Source organism: Pseudobutyrivibrio ruminis CF1b (assembly GCF_000424005.1).
Classification (GTDB): domain Bacteria; phylum Bacillota; class Clostridia; order Lachnospirales; family Lachnospiraceae; genus Pseudobutyrivibrio; species Pseudobutyrivibrio ruminis_C.
In genome coordinates this window covers 72,060-95,225 of the sequence record NZ_AUJB01000011.1, presented here as the reverse complement: position 1 = coordinate 95,225, position 23,166 = coordinate 72,060, and the positions used below count along the sequence as shown (strand labels likewise).

Below are 23,166 nucleotides of genomic sequence, written 5' to 3'. Positions count from 1 at the left end.
CCTTACCAATCCAAATCAGCTGCGCTAATCTTGTTCTCGTTTACTATGTTTTTACGGACAATACCGTCACGAAGCTTGATAGTATGGTCAGCCATGTGAGAAATCGCCTCATTGTGAGTAACCATAATTATCGTATTTCCGTATCGCTGGTTTACGCTTTCGATAAGTCCTAGGATTTCCTTTGATGTGTTGTAATCAAGGGCTCCTGTAGGCTCATCACAAAGAAGAATATCAGGATTCTTTACAATGGCACGGCCAATAGAAGTACGCTGCTGCTGTCCTCCTGAAAGCTGGTTTGGAAGCTTATAGCGATGTTCAAAAAGCCCCAGAGTGTGGAGCAAGTCATCAATATCAAGTGGATTGTCTGAAAGATATGCACCAACCTCAATGTTCTCCTTCACATTAAGATTTGGAATAAGATTGTAAAGCTGGAATACATATCCAAGGTGCTTACGTCTGTAATTGGTCAGCGCCTTTTCATTCATGTCCTCAAGCTTCTCGCCATCAATTGAAATGTAACCAGAATCTGCACTATCAACTCCCCCGATGATATTTAGCAGTGTAGATTTTCCTGAACCGGATGGTCCTAAGAGTACACAAAACTCCCCCTTAGCCACCGAGAAATCTGTTCCCCTTAAAACTTCCTGCCTACTGTCTCCCTCTCCATAGGCTTTAAAAATCTGTTTTACCTCTAAGAAATTCTCTGGCATAATAAGTCCTCCTTTCCAAGTGCGTCATAGTTAGTCTTAACTTACCTCTGAACGTATGATAATATATTCATATGTTATTTGCAATAACAATTACAAAAAATTCACATATTGATATGTGGATAGTCACAGTTAGATGCTATCATTATTAGGGGTTTATATAGAAAACACGTGTGGTGATATTATGGATTTATTCAGATTTAGTGATGATATTCAGAGTGCTTATGAGCAATTGCCTCATGCTCTGGCAATCTATCAACTTATTGATAATAGAATATTTGCTCGAGTTTTGTCTGATGGCTACTGTGAGACCTTTGGTTTTGAAAGTAGAGAGCAGGCTTATAAAGCTTTGGAAAAAGATGTGTTTTATAATATCCATCCTCAAGACGTATCTCTAATTGAAACTGAAGCTTACCGTTCTCTGGAAAATAGAGATACCTATGACATTATCTATCGCTCTCGTACTGCTGGTATGAAAATAGATGCAGAATTTAAAGTTATGCATGCCATTGGAAAACACGTGGACTTGGAAAACGGAGTGCACCTTATTTACATATGGTACACAGAGGCAGGTGACCAAGTTACAAAAAAGATTATGGATCTTCAGGAATCTGTTACTTCTCTTCTATCTAACATGCCTGCCATGACTTTTTCGAAGGACCTTACTACAAGAAGATATATCGCCTGTAACCAGGCGTTTGCTGATTATGCCCATAAAGAGACCCCTGAAGGTGTTGTTGGGCTTACTGATTTTGAAATTTTTGATGAGGCCACGGCTCAGCATTTTGTGGATGATGACAAGAAAGCTTTGTTAATGAATAAACCTTATATTTTTTATGAGGATGTTCCTGACGCTGCTGGAAACCCACGACGTTTTCAGACTACAAAGCTTAAATTTATGGATGCCACTGGAAAGACCTGCCTGCTTGGACTATGTCAGGATGTAACCGATGCCATGGTAATCAAGGAGGAATATAACAAGAAACTGGAAAATGCTCAGAACAGAGCTAACATAGACGCATTAACTGGTATAAGAAATAAAACTGCCTATGTAGAATTTGAGGCAAAGCTAAATAAAACCATCAATGATAAGGGTTGGGCTCAGTTTGCGATTACGATATTCGATGTCAATAATCTTAAGACTATCAATGATACTTTAGGTCATCAGGCTGGAGATGAATACATCTGTGAGGCTTGTAAAATAATATGCACAAAATTCAAACACAGCCCTGTTTTTAGAATCGGTGGAGACGAGTTCATCGCCATCTCCCAAGGGGCGGACTATGAGAACATCGATGAATTATTAAACTATTTCGCTGAGTGCAATATGGAGGCCACGAAGACCGGAGGCATTGTCATAGCCTGTGGCATGGCAAGATACAACAATGAAGGAAATGTATCCGCCGTATTCAAAGCCGCCGATGAAAAGATGTATGAAAATAAGGAGTACTTGAAAAAACTGGAATAAAAAACTGGTAGTCAGTTGGCTACCAGTTTTCTTAGTTTATAGCTTCTTCAAACTCTTCTTTTCTATCCATAAAGAACTTATAGTATGCCTGCACATTTTTCAGATTGTGCCAGTCATTAGGGCCGGCAGGGTCTTTATCCAAATCATACACATACGCATTTTTTATAGATAAAATAAATGGCGAATGAGTGGCAATGATAAACTGGCATCTGAATGCCCTGACAGACTGTTCCAGAAAATCTACCAGCTCAAGCTGCATCTCAGGAGACAAACTGTTTTCTGGCTCATCTAAAATATAAATGCCATTTTCCTTTATCTTACTTGTGAAATATCTAAAGGCTGACTCTCCATTAGAATACTCACGGACATTGTCCATCAGAGTCTTTCTTATAAATTTAGACTGAGTCTGGGATTTTGCTGCGTTGCGCTTTCTTAGCTCATCTATATCGTCAATTGATTTGAGCTGGTATGAATTGTACTTATAGTCCAGGTACTCTTCCAATCGCTCTTCCCTTTTAGTGTCTATTCCCTCATTTAACCTTCTAATATCCAGCATATAATCAAAGATATCATCGGAAGTGATAATCAGCTTCTCTTCCATCTGGGCATTAGCATAATCCATGTCACAATATCCCAGATAATCCTCGTAGAAATTAGAGCGATTGTATGGCGCCATCCTTTCAGCGCCAATTTTCTCAGCTATAATGTTTAGCATTGTGCTCTTGCCTGAGCCGTTGCCACCATAAAGGATAGTGACGTCCCTAAACTCCACTTCATCTATACCCTTCTGAGGCAATATCATAAAAGGATAAAAGCTGTCGTAGCAAGTTCTTTTTATATCATTTAAATACAAATCCTCAGCAATTCCTGAGGCAAAGTAAAAATTCTTTAAGTATACCAATTTGTATATGTCTCCCTAGCCGTTCGCAAACTTATGTTCTGTATTACATATTATCATAGACAACTATTGGTTGCACTACTTTTTTACACATAAAAGAAGATGTAAAACCTTCTTTACATCCCGTATTTTCGCGGTTTGTAAAGGATCTTTGATAGATAATGCGGTAGAATTCCGCTATTCTAAAATCACAAAGCAACAGACAAAAGGAAATCGAAATTGCCTTTTGCCATATAACAAATTCTTAAAATAATGGAGGATAAAAAATGAATTTCAAAAACAACTCAGAAAAATACTGGATCGTGCTTTCAATCGCATTAATGTTAATATTCTTATTTGATGGTATGTGTAGTGCAATAGGATATTTTCTATTTAGCTACAGCTTTTATGTAGCTTCGGCTGACATGAAGAATAAGAAGAAGAATGAATCTGAATTAGTTGAAGACAACCAGTAAATAAATTAAAGGCTATTGCGATTTTGCAATAGCCTTTATTATCCTCAACAGATAGAATTCTTTTGATTGAGTGCAATTTATCATAAGAAGCATCTGGCATGCAGGTATTCTCGTTAGCTTTTGATAAATTTTCAATTAGATTTTGGAAAGTTGCATGAATTATATCAATGTCCAATGGAATAATGCGGGTTTAGAAGATCTTTTTTGATAAATATTCTTTAATCAGATGAAAATCTGAGATATTTTATCAATGGTTAACGAAGATATGCGGGCTCCTGGGCTCTGTTTTGATAAACAAGCAAGAAACCTGCGGAAGATGGGGTGAAAAGAGCAACAAAAAAAGCAACCACCATTTGGTGATTGCTTTTTAATCAATGCGGAAGGCGGGACTTGAACCCGCACGCTCGCAATGAGCACAAGATCCTTAGTCTTGCTCGTCTGCCAGTTCCGACACTTCCGCATTTGCGTTAGTGACTGATGTCTCTTAACGACAAGAAGTATAATATCAAAGGAACCCAACATAGTCAACGCTTTTTGACAAATTAAACTGACGAACTTTATAAGAATAAATCAGAAAATTCCGACCTCTTAATCTACCACTCCGTTGAACAATAAATACTGGTGCCAAGGCTCATAGCAAGAGCCCTTTAAATGCACTCCGTCACCTGAAAGTGAGGCATCAAGATTACCCTCAGCATCATCAAGCATGTCGTTGATATTAAGGTAAAAAACATGCTGATAATCTATCAGATCAAACAGGGCTGCATTTCTAACATTAATGTTTCCATTATTGTAAAGTTCATCCCCTTCGCTCTTCTCTTTTGTCACATGCATAGTGCTGTTGATAAAGATAAGTGCCTCTGGCTGAATCTCACGGATTCTGTTAATAACATCTGCATAAGCATCATGATATGTCTCGTTTGTTCCGCGGCCTATTTCATTGATTCCGACCATAATATAAACCTTTGAGAAGGAAATCTTGGATAAAGCATCAAAGATAGTCTCCTTTGGACCATTTTCCACATCAATCCATGCATCCTTTTGCAGATTATAAATGGTAAGAGATTTCTTAGCGAAAAATGTAGCTCTCGAATCAATCTCAGGACAATACTGTGACAGACCTACCATTCGGGAATCGCCAATAAAAACAGCATCATCAAAGTAATCATCTTCAACCTTTGTAAATGACTTAGGCTCAACAACCTCAATCTTTGCCTCAGGCTGCTTTTCTTCATCCTTAGCCTGCTGCTCCTCAGGCTTGGAATCCTCTGCTTCCTCCACAGGAGTCCATGGAAATACACCTGCTGTTACGCCCTTTAACATAGGGGCCATAACAGGCTCCTTATCCACGCCCGCAGAATATTCCTGATATTTTGCAGGGGTGTAAATGTAGCTGCACACCGACAGCCCCACAGCAGATACCACTATTAAAATAATCAATAAATAACCTTTGATCTTCATAACCAAATCCTCTAGAATCTCAAATACATAAATGGATTACCAGCTGAATTTGCAAGACTAATAATTGAAATCCAAAACATTACAAATAAAACTAGTGTTACTAATATATTTTCCTTGTGCTTTCTGTAAAATGTCTGCACAAAAGGAATAACCAAAACCAATCCCATCAATAAATATGGCCAGTAAGATGGCAATAAATAGAGAATATCATTCTTATTTACTGCGATACCATTATTAATCACAGGGAAAAGTCTAAGGCCATATGTGCCAAGTTTACGCACTGAATGAATTGCAAAAATCACCCATGTACAAGGAATAAGAACCCACACATTGAGATGCCCTACAATCTTGTAAACTTTCTCCCACTTAGAAAGAATAAACTTTTCCACAAGTATTATCACAAGAAGTGCCATTGCCCACAAAACAAAGTTGACAGCCATTCCGTGCCAAAGACCTGTGATTAGCCATACTACAAGCAGATTAAATATGGTACGACCTGTGCCCTTTTTACTTCCACCAAGAGGAATGTAAATGTAATCCCTAAACCAGCTTCCCAGTGTGGCATGCCAGCGTCTGTAGAAATCTGATACGGAATTAGCCGCGTATGGCTGGATAAAGTTTTCAATAAATGGGAACCCCAACATCACGCCAAGACCTGCCGCCATAAGCGAATATCCCCAAAAATCAAAATAAAGATTCATGGAATAGGCGTAAGCTCCAAGCCATGCAAGTGGTGTGGAAATACTCTCATATCCGATAGTCTTGATATCTGACCAAAGAACTGCCAGATGATCTGCTATCATGACCTTCATAAAAAGACCAATAACAAAATACTTTAATCCATCCTCCACCATGGCAAGAATGGCCTGAAAACGCTGCCCCTTTGATGGACGTTCTTCTGCTGGTACAACTGCCCAGGCACTATTATTTTCCACATATGAAAATCTGCTGATAGGTCCGGAAATAATCTGTGGAAACATGGTGAAATAAGCGGAAATGTTCCTAAAGCTAACTTCCTTAATCTGCTCTCTGTACAAATCCACCTGATATGAAATCATCTTGAAAATATAAAAACTAAGTCCCAGAGGAAATGCGATTCCAAGCTTGAGTCTGCCTGCCACCTTGAAAAATGATAATAGGCCTGCGTTGAAAATAATAATAACTGCCAGAGCGGCCTTTTTCTTCTTTTCAACCAGTTTGGCAAATCCATAATTAATAATTGTGGCTCCCACAAGAAGAGCTACAAACTTCCAATCATTAACTACATAAAAGGCAAGGCTGGCAACAACAAGAAGCCAAGGTCTGAGCTTGGCTGAGAAAACATAATATATTAATAAAAATAGAGGCATTGCTCTAAAAATGAAATTCAAATCTGAAAAGGTCATAATATCTCTCCCTCATTCATAGCTATAGTATACCCCAAGAATATGGCCTATTCCACAAATTTTAAATTACCTTTTTATTACGAAAATCGAGTAGGAGGAATTTCTCACAAGTGAGAAATTCCGACCTCTCACACCACCGTGCGTACCGTTCGGTACACGGCGGTTCAATCAACTTAACAAGTAACACACCTTTCGGTGTAGTAATCTAACATTGAGACTAATCCAAATGAGGCTAGTCTCTTGTTGTTTATTGCTACATTCACCGCTCCCTTGCTGCAAACATAGGCTATTCTTTGACCTGTGTATGCAACACGTCTTGCAGTATCTCTGTCAATTCCAAGTTTTACAAGATTCTTTTCACGATTTTGTGGAGTTTTCCAGTTTTTCCAAATGCATATGCGGAGTCTGTATCGGATGTGTTTATCCAACTTCATACATAAAGTTTTCATACTTCCTATCTTGAAATAGTTAATCCAACCTCTGATGAGCTGATTAAGTTTCTCCACTTTATAGCTGTTACTGACGCCCCAACTACGGCAGGTAAGTTCTTTCATTCTCTTCTTAAACTTCGCTACTGATTTTGCATGTGGTTTTGCCTTAAACTGGTGTGCCCTTGAATCAAAGTAGAATCCAAATCCAAGATATTTAAGTCCTTGTGGTTTGTCCACTTTACTCTTGGTCATGTTGACCTTGAGACCTAGTTTCTCCTCAATGAATCGCGAGATATTTCTCATGACTCTATTAGCAGACATTTCACTTCCAACCATGATGATACAATCATCTGCGTATCTTACAAAGTTAAGCCCTCGCTTTTCCATCTCCTTATCAAGTTCATTCAACATGATATTCGCCAGTAATGGCGAGAGATTTCCTCCTTGTGGTGTTCCCACAATGGAGTCCTCGTACTCATCATCGATTATGATTCCGCTGGCTAGGTATTTTCTAACGATAGAAATAACATCTCCATCTTTTATGGTTCTACCTATGATAGTCATAAGTTTATCGTGATTGACTGTGTCGAAGAACTTTTCCAAGTCAATATCTACAATCCAGTCATTACCATCATTCATCATATCGAGCGCTGTTAGGATTGCTTGCTGTGCACATCTATTAGGTCTGAATCCATAACTGTGGTCATGGAATTGTTCCTCATAGATTGGTGTTAATACCTGTGCTATGGCTTGTTGTATGAATCTGTCTGTTACTGTTGGTACTCCTAGGTTTCTGACACCACCATCAGGCTTTGGTATCTCCACTCTTCGAACCGGCTGAGGTTTATACTTTCTTGTTCTCAACTGTTCCTTGATGATATCGCCGTTCTTTTCTAGATGTTCTTTGAGTTCTGTGTACTTCATTCCGTCCACTCCCTCTGCACCTTTGTTTCGTACGACTTGCAGATATGCACTATTGAGATTAGCACTAGACAGTATCTGCTCCATTAGACTACTTGTGTCCATGCGTTCTTTCCTTTTCGCCTCGCTTGATTTGACCACCCTTTTCCCGATTGATTACGGCAGATGTTGTCATCCCTGCAACACGAGACATACTCAAACTTGTTGATTGTTCACCCCTTCGCTCCATCTCCATTACAGAGACTTCTTTGCTACTATGGGTTCGGCTGACTTCTCACAGTTCGTTGTTACTAGGCTAATGGAACCTCTGTGAGACCTCCACGCTTAAGGTGCACGCTCTTTCTCTCCATATATCCGCCACATTTACTCTGCTACTACAAATGTGATAGTTATTAGACTTTGTTGCTATATGCCAACTTATCTCTCGTAGCCTAGCCTTATATGTGATTCCTGTCCGTCGGACCAGAGATTTGCTTACAGCTTCCTTCAGATTATCTGAGAACTCAGATAATCTGAATTATCCAAGTTGAATTATTATCCGAGAAGTTCTTGAGTTTGAACGAATAATTCAGTATTTTCAGACTTCTTCTCGGATAAGTTTTCTCCGATTATAATGCAGTATTATAGTACATTTAGAAAGGAGAAACTTATGGATTTTCAAATCTGCACTCAAGCAATCTTTGAATCACAAGCAGAGCGATTTCTGAAAGATTTTTTGGAAAGGGGGTACTCAAAATCAACTATTAGTGGTTACAAATCTCATCTTAACAGGCTAAAAAAATATGTCTTTTCATTGCCTGAACAAACATACACGGAGAAATCTGCCCATGTATTTATTGTAGATATTCTTCCAACGCTAGCTGTTAGTGAAAGCACCAGAAAACATATCCAGACAGCAATCCGACACTTTAATGATTATCTTTTACATAGACCATATAAATTTCGAATAAATAAAAGTGCACAATTACCACCGTTGATTTTTCGAAATATAATAGATGACTATGTAGCTGACATGGCTGCACAGGGATATAAACCTGCTACTATTGAAGTTAGAAAAATCTTTGCAATTCAGTTTTTGGTGTCTATTTATGAACAAGGCATTCGTTCACTAAAAGAAGTTTCCGGAACCCATGTAGGTTGCTCCGTTCTTTCAGCAGGTTCTGTGGAAGGCATGTGCCAGAAACTACCACATTTTTTAAGATACCTGCATAAAAAAGGATTAACGGATCTTGAACTTCAAAACGCCGTGCCCTCTGTGATTTCCGAAAAGAAACTGCCGTCTGTTTATGATACCCAAGAACTGGTTCAAATCTTAGCTGGAATTAATACTACGACTCTCATTGGTAAACGTGATTATGCAGTCTTAATTATTTTAATGACTTATGGTTTACGGGTGAAAGATCTCATTGAGCTTAAAACAGAAAATATAGATTTTCAACACGGTTATATATCTTTCAAACAGTCCAAGACTGGAATGCCGTATTGCGCAGAGCTTCTTCCACCAGTAAAAGATGCTCTGGAATCTTATCTGTCAGAGGTAAATCCACTGTTGGAAAACAGAAAACTTTTTTACAGTACCCAAGCTCCTTACCAACCATTGAGCAGAGGTGCTGTATGGAGTATTGTTTCGGGAAGGATACATTCTGCTGCTGTTGTTGCTGATGGCAGACATCAGGGACCTCATGCCATGCGTTCCAGTCTGGCAAGCGGACTTATAGCTGATAATGTCCCATATCCAATCGTGCAAAAGATTCTGGGGCATACCGATCCAAACGCTACCAAAAGATATGTTGCTATTGATATCGAACAGTTACGAAAATGTTCGCTCGAATGTCCGATTGCAACAGGGAAATTTCTATCCTATCTGGAAGGCGGTGAATGGAAATGAATCAATACCGTAATTCGTTATACGAAGAAATGCAACAATACCTTGAGCTTCGTCACAAAGCAGGGCATTATACAAAAAATATAGCAAGTTTATTCAGAGAACTTGACTGTTATATTCCAGACAATGCTGAAAAGAAGCTCTGCCTAAGCAAAGAAGTTATTTTTGAGTGGGATAAAAATCTTTTATGCTCACCGGCAACAAGAAAACGGAAATATATAGAACTAAGAGGATTCGCACGGTTTCTGCAGGCAGAGGGAATCATATGTTACATTCCAGAGACACCAAGGAAACCATCAAGTACCTATGTTCCATATATATTTAATGAGAACGAGTGGAATAGAATTATTATGGAAGCGGATAAACTTGCAGATTCATTAAAACGGGCAGGCACTGATATGCCGATTGTATTTCCAATGTTGATTCGTATACTGTATGTTTGTGGGCTTCGGGTATCGGAGGCATTATCTTTACAAGTGAAGGATGTTGATTTTACTCAGAATTCCCTGAATATCCAGAAAGCGAAAAGAAAACGTCAACGTCTAGTTCCAGTAAAGGAGAGCACTGCCGTTCTTTTGTATAAGTACTTGATAAGACGGGGGATGCTTTCCATGCCAGAAGTATATATCTTTGCATGTGAAGGTGGGAAACCTCCCAGTCAAAGCTGGATACAGCGTTGGTTTACAGTAACGCTTGAAAAAAGCGGCATCCAGCAAATACGCCAACATCCAGGAGAAAGAGGTATCTGCCCCCATTGCATAAGACATACATTTGCCTTTCGTTCTTTTCAGAATTCCGGAGATACGTTTGAAAACACTGTTCCATTCCTGTCTACTTATCTTGGACATGAAAATATCATGGAGACAGACCGGTATCTGCGTTTTTCTTACGAATTATATAATGAAGCGCACGAGAAGATATCCCAATACACGGAAGGCGTGTTTCCGGAGGTGACCAGATGAAGAAACAAAATGTATTCTTAGAGGTTCTGTCTGATTACCTTTCAAAATACATCACTGTCACAAAAGGATTAAGCCAGAACACTATCCGATCTTATACATATACATTTCAGTTGCTTTTTGCCTTTTTGAAGGAAACAAGGACACTGCCCCCGGAAAAAGTCAACTTCAATACTTTTGACCAGAATACACTTGAAGCATTTCTTGTATGGATGGAAGAAATGCGCGGATGCAGTATCAATACGAGGAATCAAAAGCTCAGTGGATTATCTGCTTTTGCGAAATATGCTATAACCAGGGAGCCTGTCATGGCTGCCGGATTCTACAGTGCGGTAAATGGAATACCAAAAAAGAAATCCGAAAAGACAATTCCTGTTTATTTTACCAAAGAAGAGATCGAGTTACTGCTACATATACCAAGCGGAATCAAAAGGATTGATATTAGAAATCGCACTTTACTCAGTGTCCTATATGCAACAGGTGCAAGGGCTCAGGAATTGTGCGACATTAAAGTCGGTGACATACACTTTGGAGATAAAACGTCCGTAAAACTTGTCGGCAAAGGCAATAAAGCAAGAAAAGTAACTATTCCTACGCAATGTGCTGTATTATTAAGAGATTACTTGTCATCTGAAAATAAACTGACTTCTTTGGAAAGCCATGCTTTTTCAAGTCAGACAAATGAGCATATGACAATCTCCTGTGTGGAGGAAATCGTAAAAAAATATGTGAGATTGGCTAAACAGGAAAACCCATCATTGTTCCGCGAAAAGAACTACTCTCCCCACTCGTTTCGCCATTCGATTGCAGTACATATGTTGGAAGCAGAGATACCACTTCCAGTGATAAAAAATTTTCTCGGACATTCATCCATAGAGACAACAATGATTTATGCAACAGTTAGCGATGAACTTAAAAATAGATATCTTAAAGAGAATGGAATTGTGGCTGCTCTTATGGTAGAAGAAAAGAAGAATGAAGCAAAACACTCTTATCCTGGTCTGCACTTTTTGAACAGAATATAAAAGTTATCCGGGAAAAAAGTTTGGAATTCTAAGTAATACAACATCACCAGATTTTTTCTCGGATAATATTTCTACTTGGATAATTCAGATTCCACCTCACGATGGACACCCTTGCTGTTCGGCTATACACTTCCCACTATCTGGGCGTGTTTGGGACTTACACCCGTTAGAGCGCGCCCATGGCGCGCAAACATATAAATAAGACAGCCCATTTTTAAGGCTGTCTTAATATTTTTATCTCAATGAATCCTGGTATTTATCTATTACCTTGTAAATTTCCTGATTTGGATCATCCACCATCTTAATTTCTGTATCAAGCTGAATCAGCTTATCCTGTGTGGTAGAGCGCATCTCCCATCTAGGAAGACCCTCTCCGTTTGGATCTCCAGTCTTGGCAAAGTTCACCCAATATTTCTGCATTATCTCAGAAAGCTTATAATCTTCCTCATCATAAAGTCCTGGATGTCTCCAGAGATTTCCATAAGCGTATGGTAACTCTCCTGCATGATAATTAGAAAGAATATTGTTTGTCTTTGTAAAATAATATTCGTAGGTAGGTTTGCCCTGCTCAATCAGATAATTGTTCCATAAATAATGAGAATAACTGAACCAGATTGCCGAGTAAGCTGTGTTAAGTGCTCCTTTGGCATCTCCAAGGGAATCTACAATGAAATGCTGGTCACGCTGTGGAGTGTCGGCCGGTACTACCTTTGCCATCTCCTCTGCCTGTTCTCCAATATCTTCCGCCAAAAGCTCCACATAATTATCCGCTGTAGCCTTTGTTGTCAACAGGAAAGCATCTGACTCCTTAACGTTGAATCCGTTAAGAAGAGCCTTCTCGTGATTGTTTCCTTTCTCATATGTAAGATATGGCTGCTCAACTATGGCATAGCCGTCCACTGTCATCGCCGACTGGTCGCTATCGGTCTTAAGAAGTTCCCATGCTGAAATATCTCTCAGCTCTGCTGAAGAAGATACACCAAAAGTATCACGTACTTTCTGGCCTTCCTCTAAAGCCACATCATATGAACGGAATGTATGGAATGGCTCAACTGCGCCGATTCCACTTGATTCTGCAATAGCGTAATTAAACATGCCTTCAGTAAGTGGTGAAACGCACAATGCATTGACACTTGATGATCCTGCAGATTCTCCTGCTATAGTAATCTGATTAGGATCTCCGCCAAACTGCTCAATATTCTCACGCACCCATTTCAGGGCTGCAATCTGATCCAAAAGGCCATAGTTTCCTGTAGTGCCATTTGGAGACTCAACTTTTAAATCATCTGCTGTGTAATAACCAAATACTCCAAGACGATATGCAAAGTTTACGAATACAACACCCTGCTTTGCCAAATCCTCGCCTCTGTACTCAGAATAAGAAGACTGACCTGTTGTAAGGCTGCCTCCGTGAATATAAAAGATTACAGGCTTAAGCTCATTATCCTCAGTGGCAGGTGCCCATACATTAAGATATAAACAATCTTCGCTCATCTCCTCAAGATACTCGTCACCAAACTTAACCTGATAATCATGCCAGCCAAGAATATGTGACAAGCTATCCATAAATGGATTGCTGCGGGCCTGCATGGCCATAGGGCCAAATTCATCACATTTCCTTATTCCACTCCAGCTTTTTGGATCTTGAGGTTCTTTAAAACGCAAATCACCAACAGGAGGTGCTGCATATGGAATACCTGCATAAACTCTTACTGTCTTATCCTCATTGTAAACGCCTCGAAGATTTCCCTGCTTGACCTGAACAACTTCTGTAATTTGTGGATTCTTTACTTCTACGGCTGGAACATTTTTGATTTGTGGTCTTGTGAATAACATATTTACAACCAAAACTAAAATAAAGCATCCCCATGTTATTAACTTAGACTTGCGGGATACAATATTCTGCTTCTTAAGCATATATCTTTCTGCCAGCATGATAATAGCGGCAAGAATACCAACTATCCATCCTATTACCATGTTTTTGGAAAGCTCTAAAATAACTAAATATAATAATGTGATTATTATTACGGATATCGAAAAAAACATATTTAACCCTTTCTTCGATTTTACACAATTCAATTTTGCATTAACTTTCTAAATATCATATCACATAATTCTTTTTTGTAAATAAAGAACCAATAAAAATTTTATAAAAAAAATGTGAATTTAGTGTTGACTATGGGGCGGGTCTTTGATATTATACTTCTTGTCGCTAACAAGGAAGAACTTCATTGAAGACTTGCCTTCGGCAAGGAAGTTCTGGGCAAGTAATTTCTTTCAGAAATTACTTACATAGCACGCGGAAGTGTCGGAACTGGCAGACGAGCAAGACTAAGGATCTTGTGCTCATTGCGAGCGTGCGGGTTCAAGTCCCGCCTTCCGCATGATTTTGAGAGCAACTAAGCATAGTTGCTCTTTTATTTTGACTTTTTACAGAGCAACCATTTTTGGTTGCTCTTTTTTAATTCACATTTTCGTAAATCTGTGGTATAATCCCCGATGTTGTTTATTTTTCATTAATATAATTAGCATTATTTTTATAGCAAAAGGAGATGTACCTATGAAATGTCCATGTTGTGGAAATGAAGTTTGCCCATTTAACGCCCTATTAAAATATATTGTTGATCAGGAATCAGCTTCAACAAAGTCTGATTATAATACTGAGAATGAGAACACTAAAAAATCACAGTGATATCCCAGTTACTTCACAATTAATACATACCTTTTGATGTATATTCTTATTACACACCTTAGGTGGTATGAGATTCATTTTTGGGAGATTAATGTTTTCTAATTACTTTCATAGTCTAACTAAAAGGAGGGATTTGCTATGAATGAAGAAAGCATTAAGAGAATGGAATCAAAACTTGCGAGAGCTTACAAAGAAGGTCATTATAAAGAGGATTTAGAAAAGATGATTGAGCCTAAGCCTTCGCTGGTACAGAAGATTATAGGAATTTTTAATAATTAAACAAAAACTAAAACAGAGTCTCAAAAGGGACTCTGTTTTTTCGTCTTAACATATCTCTGCTGAATCTAATACTATTGTAAATGGTCCATCGTTCAGGAGGGAAACCTTCATATCAGCTCCGAACTCTCCTGTCTCAACGTGGTATCCAGCCTCATGACACTGGCTGATAATATACTCGTACATTTCATTGGCAAAATCTGGTGCTCCTGCATCTGTAAATGATGGGCGATAGCCTTTCTTACAGTTTGCATAAAGAGTGAACTGAGAAATCAGAAGAAGCTCCCCTCCCACATCTGTAAGTGAAAGATTAATCTTATCATTCTCATCATCGAAAATACGAAGTCCTAAAAGTTTCTTTACCATCTTGTCGGCAATTTCTTTTGTGTCTGAATCTGACACTCCTATCAAAACAAGAAATCCTTTTTTGATGGCGCCGATAGTGTTGCCATCTACAGCTACTGATGCTTCATTTACACGTTGAATTACAAATTTCATTATTGATTCTCCTCTGGGCCGTGAACTGTTCCGTATAGCTTTAAATTAGTGTTCTGACGCTCTATTTCAGCGTTATAGCGGTCAGAAACCAGCTTCCAATATGAGTCAAGCTCTGCCTCACCTCTTCTGTCAGGAACCTTAAATTCCTCTGATAATACCTTTCCAAAATACTGAGACATTTTCTCTGCTCCAGCAAGGTTTAAATGAAGACCACCATCATATGTATCCTCATTCCAGTCAATTCCCATCTCATCCTGTAAATCAAGGAAGTTGATATAAGGCAAATCATTGGCAGCAGCATAGTCCACTATCTGCTCCTCCCACTGGCTGTACCAGTATGGATAAAGAGTAGGCGCCTTAACCAAAATAAGCTGCACATCATTGTCCTTGCAAAGCTTTGTGAGCTTGTCTAGGTACGTATATGCGTTAGAGCCAAACTGATAATCAGCAAGTGGCTTTCCCTCTGGAATATTCTCCGCAGGTTTTACATCCACACGCATGTAATATCCGTTGAAAGTGATCTTATCCCTGTGACCAAGGTAAGTAAGATCATCTGAATCCAAATCGCTCCAGCGTCTGTGATATCTAAGCAATGGGAAGACATAATCAATAAAGTGCTCTTCCTCTGTCATAGATGCGTTGATGGAGCCAATCTTGCTTGAAGACCACTTCATACCATCGATTGTCATACGATTGTAAGCTTCCTTCTGTGGCTCATTGTATTTCATGGAAAGAACATTGAATACAATAATATCTGGATGCTCTTTTTTGATAGTTTCCTCTGCAAGATAATAAGACTGCCAGATTAACTGCTGGGCACTTCCACGTATATACGAATTGATACCGAAGTTTTCCCAGAGATAAACTGGAGAAACATTCTCATAGAGCTCACAGTCGCCAATGAAGACTACGTTGTGATCTGTAGGGTCATCGTAGTACTCTTCTATCATTGCACCTTCTAGAACACCAGACATATACTTTGGTTCAAGGAGTTTGGTGGCGAAGGCAAGACCAGCGACCGCTATGAATATAGTTAATATAATTGCTAAAAGCTTTTTCATATTAATACACCTTAAAATTGATTATAAATAAACTGGCTTGCGGAATATCCGATTCCGTACGCCCCAAAGATTAGTGTAGCCATAAATAAGCCATACCATGCAATAAAGCGAACTGGCGCAGCCTTTGCTGCAATCTTTTCACGGACGCTTCCACTTCGCTGTACAAGGCTGACAGCCACAAGAACAAGCATGCCAATAAACACAACTGCATAATCATATGATTCAAGTCCCATGCTAATAAATGCGTCTGCATTAAGCTGAGACAGGCTTGACTTAGTGAAGATACTTCCAAACATTTTAAATGTAAGTGGTACATCTCGGTAGCAGTCAAACATACGAAGTGATGACATGATAAGTACTGTACGGATAATCTGGAACAATTTCCATCCGAAGGTTCCATCCACTTTTACCTTGCTGTGGAACCATCTGTAGAAAGGCTCAAGTTCCTGGGAAATCATGATAACAACGAAGTTGCCAAGTCCCCATACGATAAAGTTCCAGCTGGCTCCATGCCAGATGCCTGTTGTGAACCAAACGATAAAGCTGGAAAGATAAACAGGTACTCTCTTTCCAAGGTTATTTCCAAGACGGGCACGGGACTTCTTTGAAAGCTTCATCATAAACTGGCTGGCACTGATTGGATAGAAAATGTAATCAGTGAACCAGGTACCCATGGTGATATGCCATCTGTTCCAATATTCCTTGATATTCTTTGAGAAATATGGGCGTCTGAAGTTTTCAGTAACCTTAATTCCCATAGTCTCAGCTACACCGATTGTAATATCAATACCACCGGTGAAATCTGCATAAAGCTCAAGTGCATAGAACATAGCACCTGCGAAAGCATAGAATCCATTGTAAGTATCAGGTGACGCGATAATTGCCTGAACTGCCACAAGAATTCTGTCTGCAATGACAAGCTTTTTGAAGAAGCCCCACATGATGCGCTCCAAACCAAAAGAAACTGTCTTCCAGTCAAATCTGTGCTCCTCAAAAAGTGTCTGACTTAAATCAGCATAGCGGCTGATAGGTCCCTGCACCAGCTGAGGGAAGAAAGATACGAACAACGCAAACTTAAATGGGTTCTTCTGAGCTTCAAACTTTCCATTATAAACATCGATAAGATAACCCATAGACTGGAAGGTATAGAAAGAAATACCCATAGGGATAATCAAATCTACAAAAGAAAGAGTTCCCTGATTGCCAAAGGCACCTATTATTGAGTTGATGTTTGAAATGGTGAAATTGGTATATTTGGTAACTGCCAAAATACCAAGATTAAAAAGAAGGCAGCAAAGGAAAATCTTTTTCTCGTTGGCATGCTCTTTGGCTTTTGCCGCCTTGCGCTCTTCCTTTTCCATTTCCTTTTTGTGTTCCTTGAACCAAATGTCAAAGGACTGCTTTTTGTCGGAAATGGCTTTTGCTGCAAGATAAGTACTGACTGTAGTAATTGCGATGAAAATCAAATATCTTGGATCTGCCATGAAGTAGAATGCATAACTCGCAATAAGTAGGAAGGACCACTGGGCCCTTCCTGGCAAAAGATAATACATTATAAAAACTACTAATAGGAATCCAAGAAATTCGTAGCTTGTAAATAACATTTATTAATCCTCGTCATCTAATTTAGCTTTGATTAATGCATAGATTGTCTCAGCAGATGCAAAATTCTCTGGTGTAAGCTCTGCTGCGCTGATTGTTACATCAAATTCCTCGTTAATCTCAGAAATAAGAGAAACAATATCAAAGGAATCAAGGATTCCTCCTGTTACAAGATCCTTTGCGGTAGTGAAATCTACCTCTGGATGTAAGTCGCTTAAGATTTCGATTAATTCATTCATTTTATAATCCTCCGTTATTTACTTTCATACATTTTTGTAAGTGTTACTCTGTCTATCTTGCCGTTAGCTGTGAAAGGCATTTCCTCGAGACGATTTACCTTGTTAGGTAACATGTAGCGAGGAAGCTTTGTCTTTAATGCCTTGATTAAATCGCCTTCTGTGATGTCACCTACATAGTAGAGAACAATTTTGCCCTGTTCCTTTGCGTAAATACAGCCTGAAAGCTTAATCTCTGGCACAAGGTTAACATTTGCCTCGATTTCTCCAAGCTCGATACGGTGACCCATGTGCTTAATCTGGAAATCCTTACGTGAGTGGAAAATCAGCTCACCGTATTCATTGATGTGACCGATATCACCTGTTCTGTAAATGATTTCTGGATATGCTGTATTAAGTGGGTTCTGCACGTATGCTTCGCTTGTCTTTTCTGGGTTGTTGTAATATCCCAATGTTACAGATGTACCGCGGATGCAAATCTCACCCTGCTCTCCATCTGCAGCAAGAGTGTTATCTTCTTTTAATAGAAGAATCTCTGTGTTCTTGAATGGGAATCCTACAGGGATGACCTCGTCATCTGCAAACTCTCTCTCAACAGGATAATAGCAGCACATTCCTGTACCCTCTGTAGGGCCATAGAGATTGAAGAACTTTGCCTCAGGCACTGCTGCTCTCCAAAGTCTGAACTGCTTTATAGGAAATACCTCACTACCGAAAGCGATAGTCTTAAGTGTGTGAGGTACGACTGTGTCAAATGTTGCAAAAGCACTAATCATAGTAAGGGCTGAAACTACCCAGCATACAGTGTTAATGTTGTGCTCGTTAATGTATTCCACAAGCTTAATGGGAAACATGAAGTAAGAATGTGGAATAAGGTATGTGGTAGCACCAAACTTTAATGTAGGATAAAGCTCCTTTAAGCATGCATCAAAGTATAATGGTGTCTGGTTTCCAAAGATTGTGTCCTCATTGAAACCAAGTGTTTCTGAAAGCTGCTCGATATAATCGATAACAGAACGATGACATGCACAAACACCCTTTGGAACTCCGGTAGAACCAGATGTAAATACGATATAAATTGGGTCTGTATCGATGGCTTTCTTACGAACAAGTGCAAGCGCATCAACATCTGGCTTCGTATTTACGATATCTGAAAAGAGTACGATATCTGCCTTGTAATCAAATCCCTCTGCAATACCTACAGTGCTGTCGTCACAGATAATTACTCTAGGCTTGCAGTTATCAAGAATCAGATTGATTCGAGTGGCTGGCATCTCACTGTCGATTGGTACATAGTAGCAACCAGCATTGATAACGCCAAAGAAAGTAGCGATTGTGTTTGGACTCTTCTTCATGAAAACGATTACCGGCTCACGCTTACAACCGCGGTTCAATAATCCTGTTCCCACCGAATCCATAATTCTTTTTACGTCAGCAAATGAGAGGCTCACCTCATCATCTGCATATGCGATTTTGTCTGGGACACGGGCCAGACTTCCCTCTAAATAATCTAGTACATTATTTTGCATTTATAACACCTCTATCTAGTAATCAGATTGTCGCATTCTGGGCGTGGCTTGGCACATTTTTTAACGCAGTCTGCCGCCAGCACATCCACAATATCAAGGACCTTTGGTCCTACTTCATAGTCTCGCTTTACAATGGAAAGCTCTGTGCAGCCAAGAATAATGATATCTGCACCTGCTTCCAAAAGCTGCGACTTAACCTGAAAGAATTTCTCCATATCAACAGGCTTTCCAGCCTTAACATCATCATAAATAATGCTCATTACCTGCTTCTGACCTGCATCATCTGGATAAACACAGGTAATATCATAATCCTTAAACACAGAATCAAACAAGTGCATTGAAGCAGTGCCATCCGTGGCCATGATTCCCACCTTTGTAATGCCTTTCTCATATAGATACTGGGCTGCCTCCTTTATTCCATTGCTGACAGGAATAAACACACTGTCTGCCAGCTGGTCGTGGAAATAATGAGCCGTGATACATGGCATGGCTATGTAATCCACATTTGCATGCTCCAGATTATGAGCTAGCTCGGTAATCTTTGGCAGTGGACTCTCATCGCTTGTGCCAAGGATGTATCCGGTTCTGTCCGGAATAGATGGACAGTTGTATATTATCATTTCGATGTTTTCCTGATCGGTGGCTGCATCTGTCAGCTCAATGATTCGACGCATAAAATATGCAGTCGCCATAGGGCCCAGGCCTCCGATGATTCCTAGTTTTTTACTCATTGAAATATGTGTACACCTCTCGGTCGTAATTGTGAGAACGATAATGCTCACTTGAGTAAGCCATCAAATCCTCATCTGTAATATAAAATCCCTTAAAAGTCTTATCTGTACGTGGGGTGGTGTCAAAATGTCTCCATCCCTCTCCACAATCTATAACATTCCAGTAATGATGGCGGGTAGCTGTAGGGATAATCTCAATATCCTCATTTTTGATACCTGCCCTGGTGAGTAATGCTTTTGCTACAGCGAAGTAATTGTAGCAGTCACCGTGGCGATTCTTCAATCCGTCGTAAGCGCCCTTTAACCAGTCGCCGTGGTCTTCACTCTCGCTGTATCCAATGTTACCCTGAATCCATACATAAATAGCATGGGCTTTATCATAGTCTGACATGTCTGGCTTGATAATATCAGCTAGAACAGCATCTGCCAGCTCATTTACCTGATCCTCAGAGTATATCACCTCGATAACAGTGATGGTTCCTTCCGCCAAATCCATATTTCCCATGGAATCGGTGGCAGTATATATAATAGGATATTCTCCTGGAACATCTATATTGACATGGCTGCTGTCCACCTCAATCTCGATGTTAGTATCAACATTATCTGTAACAACTACGCCAGTTTTAAAGCTGACGCCCTGTCCTGCGTATACAATCTTATCCAGCTGACCTTCAATAATAGGCGGAGTGATATCGTATTCCTCCACAAGATGTAAAACTGTATCTGCTGTAGTTCTGTTTCCAGATGGGTCCTCAGCTGCAATTTTAACAGGAATATCACCGTAACTGTCGAAGTTTATTGACTCAGCATAATAAATGTTTACATCATTAGACAAGTCGCTGACTGACTCCACAAAATCCTTTGCTTCTGGTATCTCTTCCCGTGTACGGGTGAGGGGCTGCACAGTAAGCTCTGGCGCCACTGTATCCTGTACCTGCAGTGTACATTCATATGTAAATGGCTTTGAAATAATGCCAATCTTATATTCGCCTGCTAAGTCTGTGGAAAATATTGTTTCGGGAGTAAATTCCGCCTCCTTTGACTCATCCTTAAGGAAATCTCTGGCCTGAACTGGTTCCCCCAACTCCACCACACAGGTGCCGTAGACACGATTAGAATAATCATAATAAAAATAGGCTCCTACTCCGGCAAAGGCTAAAAATAAAGCCACTACGCCTATGAAAATAAGAAGCCTATTTTTTCTTTTTCTCTTATTCTTACGTCTTCTATAATTGACCGTTGATTCCATAATTATTATCTCCCGAGCGTGAAGTTACACTCGGATATAATTTTAACAATCATGGGGTATAGAGTCAAATTTTACACTACTTTAACAATGTATTTAAGATTCCTCTGAACAGCTGCGCACCTGTATTTCCACCAAGGGTCTGACCGAACTTACCTCCCAGCTGCTTGCCTACCTTTTTACCAACCTCACGGCCCACTGTTCCGGCAACAGTAGTTCCAACAGACTTGGCTGCACGCTTCTTGCGGTTTGCCTCTTTTTCCTTTTCTCTGGCCTCAGCCTTAGCTGCCGCTGCTTCTTCCTTTGCCTGCTGCTTTGCAGCTGCCGCTGCCTCTTTTGCCTCTGCTGCTTCCTTCTCCTCCTGCTCATTCTTTCTTCCAAGCATCTCGTATGCAGAATCAGGATCAACAGCTACAGCATACTTAGAATAAAGGTTGCTTGATTTGATAGCATTATCTCTAACAGAAGCGTCGATGCCGCCCATCTTTGACTGTGGTGGAAGGATAAATACCTTTTCAACGACAGATGGTGTGCCATCCTCCTGAAGGAATGATACCACTGCCTCGCCTGTTCCAAGAGCTTCGATAACATCAGCTGTCTTGAATGCAGGATTTTCTCTAAAGGAATCAGCTGCGGCCTTAACTGCCTTCTGGTCTGAAGGAGTGTAAGCATGAAGGGCGTGCTGCACCTTATTTCCAAGCTGAGCCAATACTCCATCAGGAATATCCCTTGGGTTCTGTGTGACAAAGTAAACACCTATACCCTTTGAACGGATAAGCTTTACAACCTGCTCAATCTTATCTAAAAGAGCCTTCGGTGTATCTTTGAAAAGAAGGTGTGCTTCGTCGAAGAAGAATACCATCTTAGGCTTGTCCAAATCTCCTACCTCTGGCATTGTCTCAAATAACTCTGATAAGAGCCAAAGAAGGAATGTAGAATAAAGTGTGCCGTTATTGATAAGGCTCTGGCTGTCAAGGATGTGAATCATGCCTTTGCCTGAAGCATCTGGTGTAAGCCAGTCTCTGATATCTAAGTCAGGCTGTCCAAAGAACTGGTCTCCTCCAGCCATTTCAAGAGCTACCACTGCTCGCTGGATTGCACCAACACTTTGCTTTGCAATATTTCCATACTCAGCAGTATATTCCTTATTATTTTCAGCCACCTCATTAAGCATAGCCTTTAAATCTTTTGTATCATATAAGAACCAGCCGTTCTCATCAGCAATTTTAAATACGATTGTAAGAATATCTTTCTGGGTCTCATTTAAATCAAGTATTCTTCCCAAAAGAAGTGGTCCCATCTCAGAAATAGATGTGCGAACCTGAATTCCATTCTTTCCATAAACATCCCATATAGTAGTAGGGTATTTCTGGTATGAGAAACCATGCTCTGCCAATCCAAATCTCTTGATACGTTCCTGCATATTCTCGCTGTCAACACCAGCCTCAAGCATTCCGGCAATATCACCCTTTACATCAGCTAAAAATACAGGTACCCCCATGTCTGAAAATGATTCTGCAAGAACCTTTAATGTAACAGTCTTTCCGGTACCTGTGGCACCTGCTATAAGACCATGTCTGTTTGCCATCTTCGGTAAAACAAAAACTGGTGAACCATCCTCGGTATTTGCAATCCAAATCTTACCATCTCTAACCATAATAACCCTCCCGAATTATTCGACTCTGAATATAATCTTGAGT

General features: G+C 39.8%; 21 protein-coding genes and 2 tRNA genes. 8 read left to right on the top strand and 15 right to left on the bottom strand.

What is annotated here, in order from left to right; all coding sequences use genetic code 11:
* Positions 1 to 2: 2 nt before the first annotated feature.
* On the bottom strand, positions 3 to 710 hold the full coding sequence (locus G592_RS0110210) for an ABC transporter ATP-binding protein (RefSeq protein WP_028247735.1): 708 nt from the start codon (positions 708 to 710) through the stop codon (positions 3 to 5).
* Between the two features lie 181 nt (positions 711 to 891).
* On the opposite strand from G592_RS0110210, the gene G592_RS17080 reads away from it, so the two are divergent.
* The gene (locus G592_RS17080; RefSeq protein WP_028247734.1) at positions 892 to 2,175 is read left to right on the top strand and encodes a diguanylate cyclase; all 1,284 of its coding nucleotides are present in this window, start codon (positions 892 to 894) and stop codon (positions 2,173 to 2,175) included.
* A gap of 31 nt (positions 2,176 to 2,206) precedes the next feature.
* Here G592_RS17080 and G592_RS0110200 read toward each other — a convergent pair whose 3' ends face one another.
* On the bottom strand, positions 2,207 to 3,076 hold the full coding sequence (locus G592_RS0110200) for an AAA family ATPase (RefSeq protein ID WP_028247733.1): 870 nt from the start codon (positions 3,074 to 3,076) through the stop codon (positions 2,207 to 2,209).
* A 263-nt stretch (positions 3,077 to 3,339) separates the two neighbouring features.
* On the opposite strand from G592_RS0110200, the gene G592_RS0110195 reads away from it, so the two are divergent.
* Positions 3,340 to 3,528, top strand: coding sequence for a hypothetical protein (locus G592_RS0110195; protein ID WP_028247732.1), 189 nt, complete (start codon positions 3,340 to 3,342; stop codon positions 3,526 to 3,528).
* A gap of 375 nt (positions 3,529 to 3,903) precedes the next feature.
* Here G592_RS0110195 and G592_RS0110190 read toward each other — a convergent pair.
* The 4 genes from G592_RS0110190 to ltrA form a co-directional block, all read right to left on the bottom strand.
* A tRNA-Leu gene (locus G592_RS0110190) sits at positions 3,904 to 3,988 on the bottom strand.
* A gap of 128 nt (positions 3,989 to 4,116) precedes the next feature.
* Entirely contained in the window at positions 4,117 to 4,989 is an 873-nt protein-coding gene (locus tag G592_RS16240; protein WP_051194867.1) for a GDSL-type esterase/lipase family protein, read from the bottom strand.
* Positions 4,990 to 5,000: 11 nt separating this feature from the next.
* The gene (locus G592_RS0110180; protein WP_028247731.1) at positions 5,001 to 6,374 is read right to left on the bottom strand and encodes an MBOAT family O-acyltransferase; all 1,374 of its coding nucleotides are present in this window, start codon (positions 6,372 to 6,374) and stop codon (positions 5,001 to 5,003) included.
* Between the two features lie 173 nt (positions 6,375 to 6,547).
* A complete protein-coding gene (ltrA, locus tag G592_RS0110175) occupies positions 6,548 to 7,831 on the bottom strand; it encodes a group II intron reverse transcriptase/maturase (protein WP_028247730.1) in 1,284 nt (427 codons plus the stop codon).
* A gap of 544 nt (positions 7,832 to 8,375) precedes the next feature.
* Between ltrA and G592_RS17075 the strand changes: the two genes are divergently transcribed.
* Genes G592_RS17075 through G592_RS0110155 form a run of 3 tightly spaced genes read left to right on the top strand, consistent with a single transcriptional unit; the run spans position 8,376 to position 11,595 of the window.
* On the top strand, positions 8,376 to 9,614 hold the full coding sequence (locus tag G592_RS17075; RefSeq protein WP_028247729.1) for a tyrosine-type recombinase/integrase: 1,239 nt from the start codon (positions 8,376 to 8,378) through the stop codon (positions 9,612 to 9,614).
* Entirely contained in the window at positions 9,605 to 10,573 is a 969-nt protein-coding gene (locus tag G592_RS0110160; protein ID WP_028247728.1) for a tyrosine-type recombinase/integrase, read from the top strand. Before G592_RS17075 ends, G592_RS0110160 begins: the two co-directional genes overlap by 10 nt.
* A complete protein-coding gene (locus G592_RS0110155) occupies positions 10,570 to 11,595 on the top strand; it encodes a tyrosine-type recombinase/integrase (protein ID WP_028247727.1) in 1,026 nt (341 codons plus the stop codon). The genes G592_RS0110160 and G592_RS0110155 overlap by 4 nt, the downstream gene beginning before the upstream one ends.
* 234 nt (positions 11,596 to 11,829) lie before the next feature.
* Here the strand turns inward: G592_RS0110155 and G592_RS0110150 are convergent, their stop codons facing one another.
* Positions 11,830 to 13,641 carry a carboxylesterase/lipase family protein gene (locus G592_RS0110150; RefSeq protein WP_028247726.1) on the bottom strand — a complete coding sequence of 604 codons (1,812 nt, stop codon included), beginning with the start codon at positions 13,639 to 13,641 and terminating at the stop codon, positions 11,830 to 11,832.
* Between the two features lie 253 nt (positions 13,642 to 13,894).
* Here G592_RS0110150 and G592_RS0110145 point away from each other — a divergent pair.
* From G592_RS0110145 to G592_RS17560, 3 genes are all read left to right on the top strand, one after another.
* Positions 13,895 to 13,979: transfer RNA gene (locus G592_RS0110145), tRNA-Leu, on the top strand.
* Between the two features lie 176 nt (positions 13,980 to 14,155).
* A complete protein-coding gene (locus G592_RS17960; protein WP_278244639.1) occupies positions 14,156 to 14,287 on the top strand; it encodes a hypothetical protein in 132 nt (43 codons plus the stop codon).
* A gap of 138 nt (positions 14,288 to 14,425) precedes the next feature.
* On the top strand, positions 14,426 to 14,566 hold the full coding sequence (locus G592_RS17560) for a hypothetical protein (protein WP_155942192.1): 141 nt from the start codon (positions 14,426 to 14,428) through the stop codon (positions 14,564 to 14,566).
* A 45-nt stretch (positions 14,567 to 14,611) separates the two neighbouring features.
* On the opposite strand, the gene dtd is transcribed toward G592_RS17560, so the two are convergent.
* From dtd to G592_RS0110095, 8 genes are all read right to left on the bottom strand, one after another.
* Complete coding sequence (dtd, locus tag G592_RS0110130; protein ID WP_028247725.1) at positions 14,612 to 15,061, bottom strand: D-aminoacyl-tRNA deacylase; 450 nt, start codon at positions 15,059 to 15,061, stop codon at positions 14,612 to 14,614.
* The gene (locus G592_RS0110125; RefSeq protein ID WP_036952590.1) at positions 15,061 to 16,122 is read right to left on the bottom strand and encodes a hypothetical protein; all 1,062 of its coding nucleotides are present in this window, start codon (positions 16,120 to 16,122) and stop codon (positions 15,061 to 15,063) included. Before G592_RS0110125 ends, dtd begins: the two co-directional genes overlap by 1 nt.
* An 11-nt stretch (positions 16,123 to 16,133) precedes the next feature.
* Positions 16,134 to 17,726: an MBOAT family O-acyltransferase gene (locus tag G592_RS0110120; RefSeq protein ID WP_028247723.1), complete on the bottom strand. Its 1,593-nt coding sequence runs from the start codon at positions 17,724 to 17,726 to the stop codon at positions 16,134 to 16,136.
* 3 nt (positions 17,727 to 17,729) lie between these two features.
* The gene (locus G592_RS0110115) at positions 17,730 to 17,963 is read right to left on the bottom strand and encodes an acyl carrier protein (protein WP_028247722.1); all 234 of its coding nucleotides are present in this window, start codon (positions 17,961 to 17,963) and stop codon (positions 17,730 to 17,732) included.
* A 14-nt stretch (positions 17,964 to 17,977) separates the two neighbouring features.
* Positions 17,978 to 19,489 carry an amino acid adenylation domain-containing protein gene (locus tag G592_RS0110110; RefSeq protein ID WP_028247721.1) on the bottom strand — a complete coding sequence of 504 codons (1,512 nt, stop codon included), beginning with the start codon at positions 19,487 to 19,489 and terminating at the stop codon, positions 17,978 to 17,980.
* A gap of 11 nt (positions 19,490 to 19,500) precedes the next feature.
* Positions 19,501 to 20,220, bottom strand: coding sequence for an aspartate/glutamate racemase family protein (locus G592_RS16230; protein ID WP_036952586.1), 720 nt, complete (start codon positions 20,218 to 20,220; stop codon positions 19,501 to 19,503).
* Positions 20,213 to 21,469, bottom strand: a complete 1,257-nt coding sequence (locus G592_RS0110100) for a transglutaminase-like domain-containing protein (RefSeq protein ID WP_028247720.1) — start codon at positions 21,467 to 21,469, stop codon at positions 20,213 to 20,215. Before G592_RS0110100 ends, G592_RS16230 begins: the two co-directional genes overlap by 8 nt.
* Before the next feature lie 76 nt (positions 21,470 to 21,545).
* A complete protein-coding gene (locus G592_RS0110095; RefSeq protein WP_028247719.1) occupies positions 21,546 to 23,123 on the bottom strand; it encodes a helicase HerA-like domain-containing protein in 1,578 nt (525 codons plus the stop codon).
* Between the last annotated feature and the right edge of the window lie 43 nt (positions 23,124 to 23,166).

Bases quoted from the DNA above. Each gene is read 5' to 3' on its own strand.
- G592_RS0110120 (WP_028247723.1), bottom strand. From the start codon at position 17,726: ATGTTATTTACAAGCTACGAATTTCTTGGATTCCTATTAGTAGTTTTT.
- G592_RS0110110 (WP_028247721.1), bottom strand. From the start codon at position 19,489: ATGCAAAATAATGTACTAGATTATTTAGAGGGAAGTCTGGCCCGTGTC.
- ltrA (WP_028247730.1), bottom strand. From the start codon at position 7,831: ATGGACACAAGTAGTCTAATGGAGCAGATACTGTCTAGTGCTAATCTC.
- G592_RS17560 (WP_155942192.1), top strand. From the start codon at position 14,426: ATGAATGAAGAAAGCATTAAGAGAATGGAATCAAAACTTGCGAGAGCT.
- G592_RS16230 (WP_036952586.1), bottom strand. From the start codon at position 20,220: ATGAGTAAAAAACTAGGAATCATCGGAGGCCTGGGCCCTATGGCGACT.
- dtd (WP_028247725.1), bottom strand. From the start codon at position 15,061: ATGAAATTTGTAATTCAACGTGTAAATGAAGCATCAGTAGCTGTAGAT.
- G592_RS0110115 (WP_028247722.1), bottom strand. From the start codon at position 17,963: ATGAATGAATTAATCGAAATCTTAAGCGACTTACATCCAGAGGTAGAT.
- G592_RS0110160 (WP_028247728.1), top strand. From the start codon at position 9,605: ATGGAAATGAATCAATACCGTAATTCGTTATACGAAGAAATGCAACAA.
- G592_RS0110095 (WP_028247719.1), bottom strand. From the start codon at position 23,123: ATGGTTAGAGATGGTAAGATTTGGATTGCAAATACCGAGGATGGTTCA.
- G592_RS16240 (WP_051194867.1), bottom strand. From the start codon at position 4,989: ATGAAGATCAAAGGTTATTTATTGATTATTTTAATAGTGGTATCTGCT.
- G592_RS17075 (WP_028247729.1), top strand. From the start codon at position 8,376: ATGGATTTTCAAATCTGCACTCAAGCAATCTTTGAATCACAAGCAGAG.
- G592_RS0110100 (WP_028247720.1), bottom strand. From the start codon at position 21,469: ATGGAATCAACGGTCAATTATAGAAGACGTAAGAATAAGAGAAAAAGA.
- G592_RS0110210 (WP_028247735.1), bottom strand. From the start codon at position 710: ATGCCAGAGAATTTCTTAGAGGTAAAACAGATTTTTAAAGCCTATGGA.
- G592_RS0110180 (WP_028247731.1), bottom strand. From the start codon at position 6,374: ATGACCTTTTCAGATTTGAATTTCATTTTTAGAGCAATGCCTCTATTT.
- G592_RS0110150 (WP_028247726.1), bottom strand. From the start codon at position 13,641: ATGTTTTTTTCGATATCCGTAATAATAATCACATTATTATATTTAGTT.
- G592_RS17080 (WP_028247734.1), top strand. From the start codon at position 892: ATGGATTTATTCAGATTTAGTGATGATATTCAGAGTGCTTATGAGCAA.
- G592_RS0110155 (WP_028247727.1), top strand. From the start codon at position 10,570: ATGAAGAAACAAAATGTATTCTTAGAGGTTCTGTCTGATTACCTTTCA.
- G592_RS17960 (WP_278244639.1), top strand. From the start codon at position 14,156: ATGAAATGTCCATGTTGTGGAAATGAAGTTTGCCCATTTAACGCCCTA.
- G592_RS0110125 (WP_036952590.1), bottom strand. From the start codon at position 16,122: ATGAAAAAGCTTTTAGCAATTATATTAACTATATTCATAGCGGTCGCT.
- G592_RS0110195 (WP_028247732.1), top strand. From the start codon at position 3,340: ATGAATTTCAAAAACAACTCAGAAAAATACTGGATCGTGCTTTCAATC.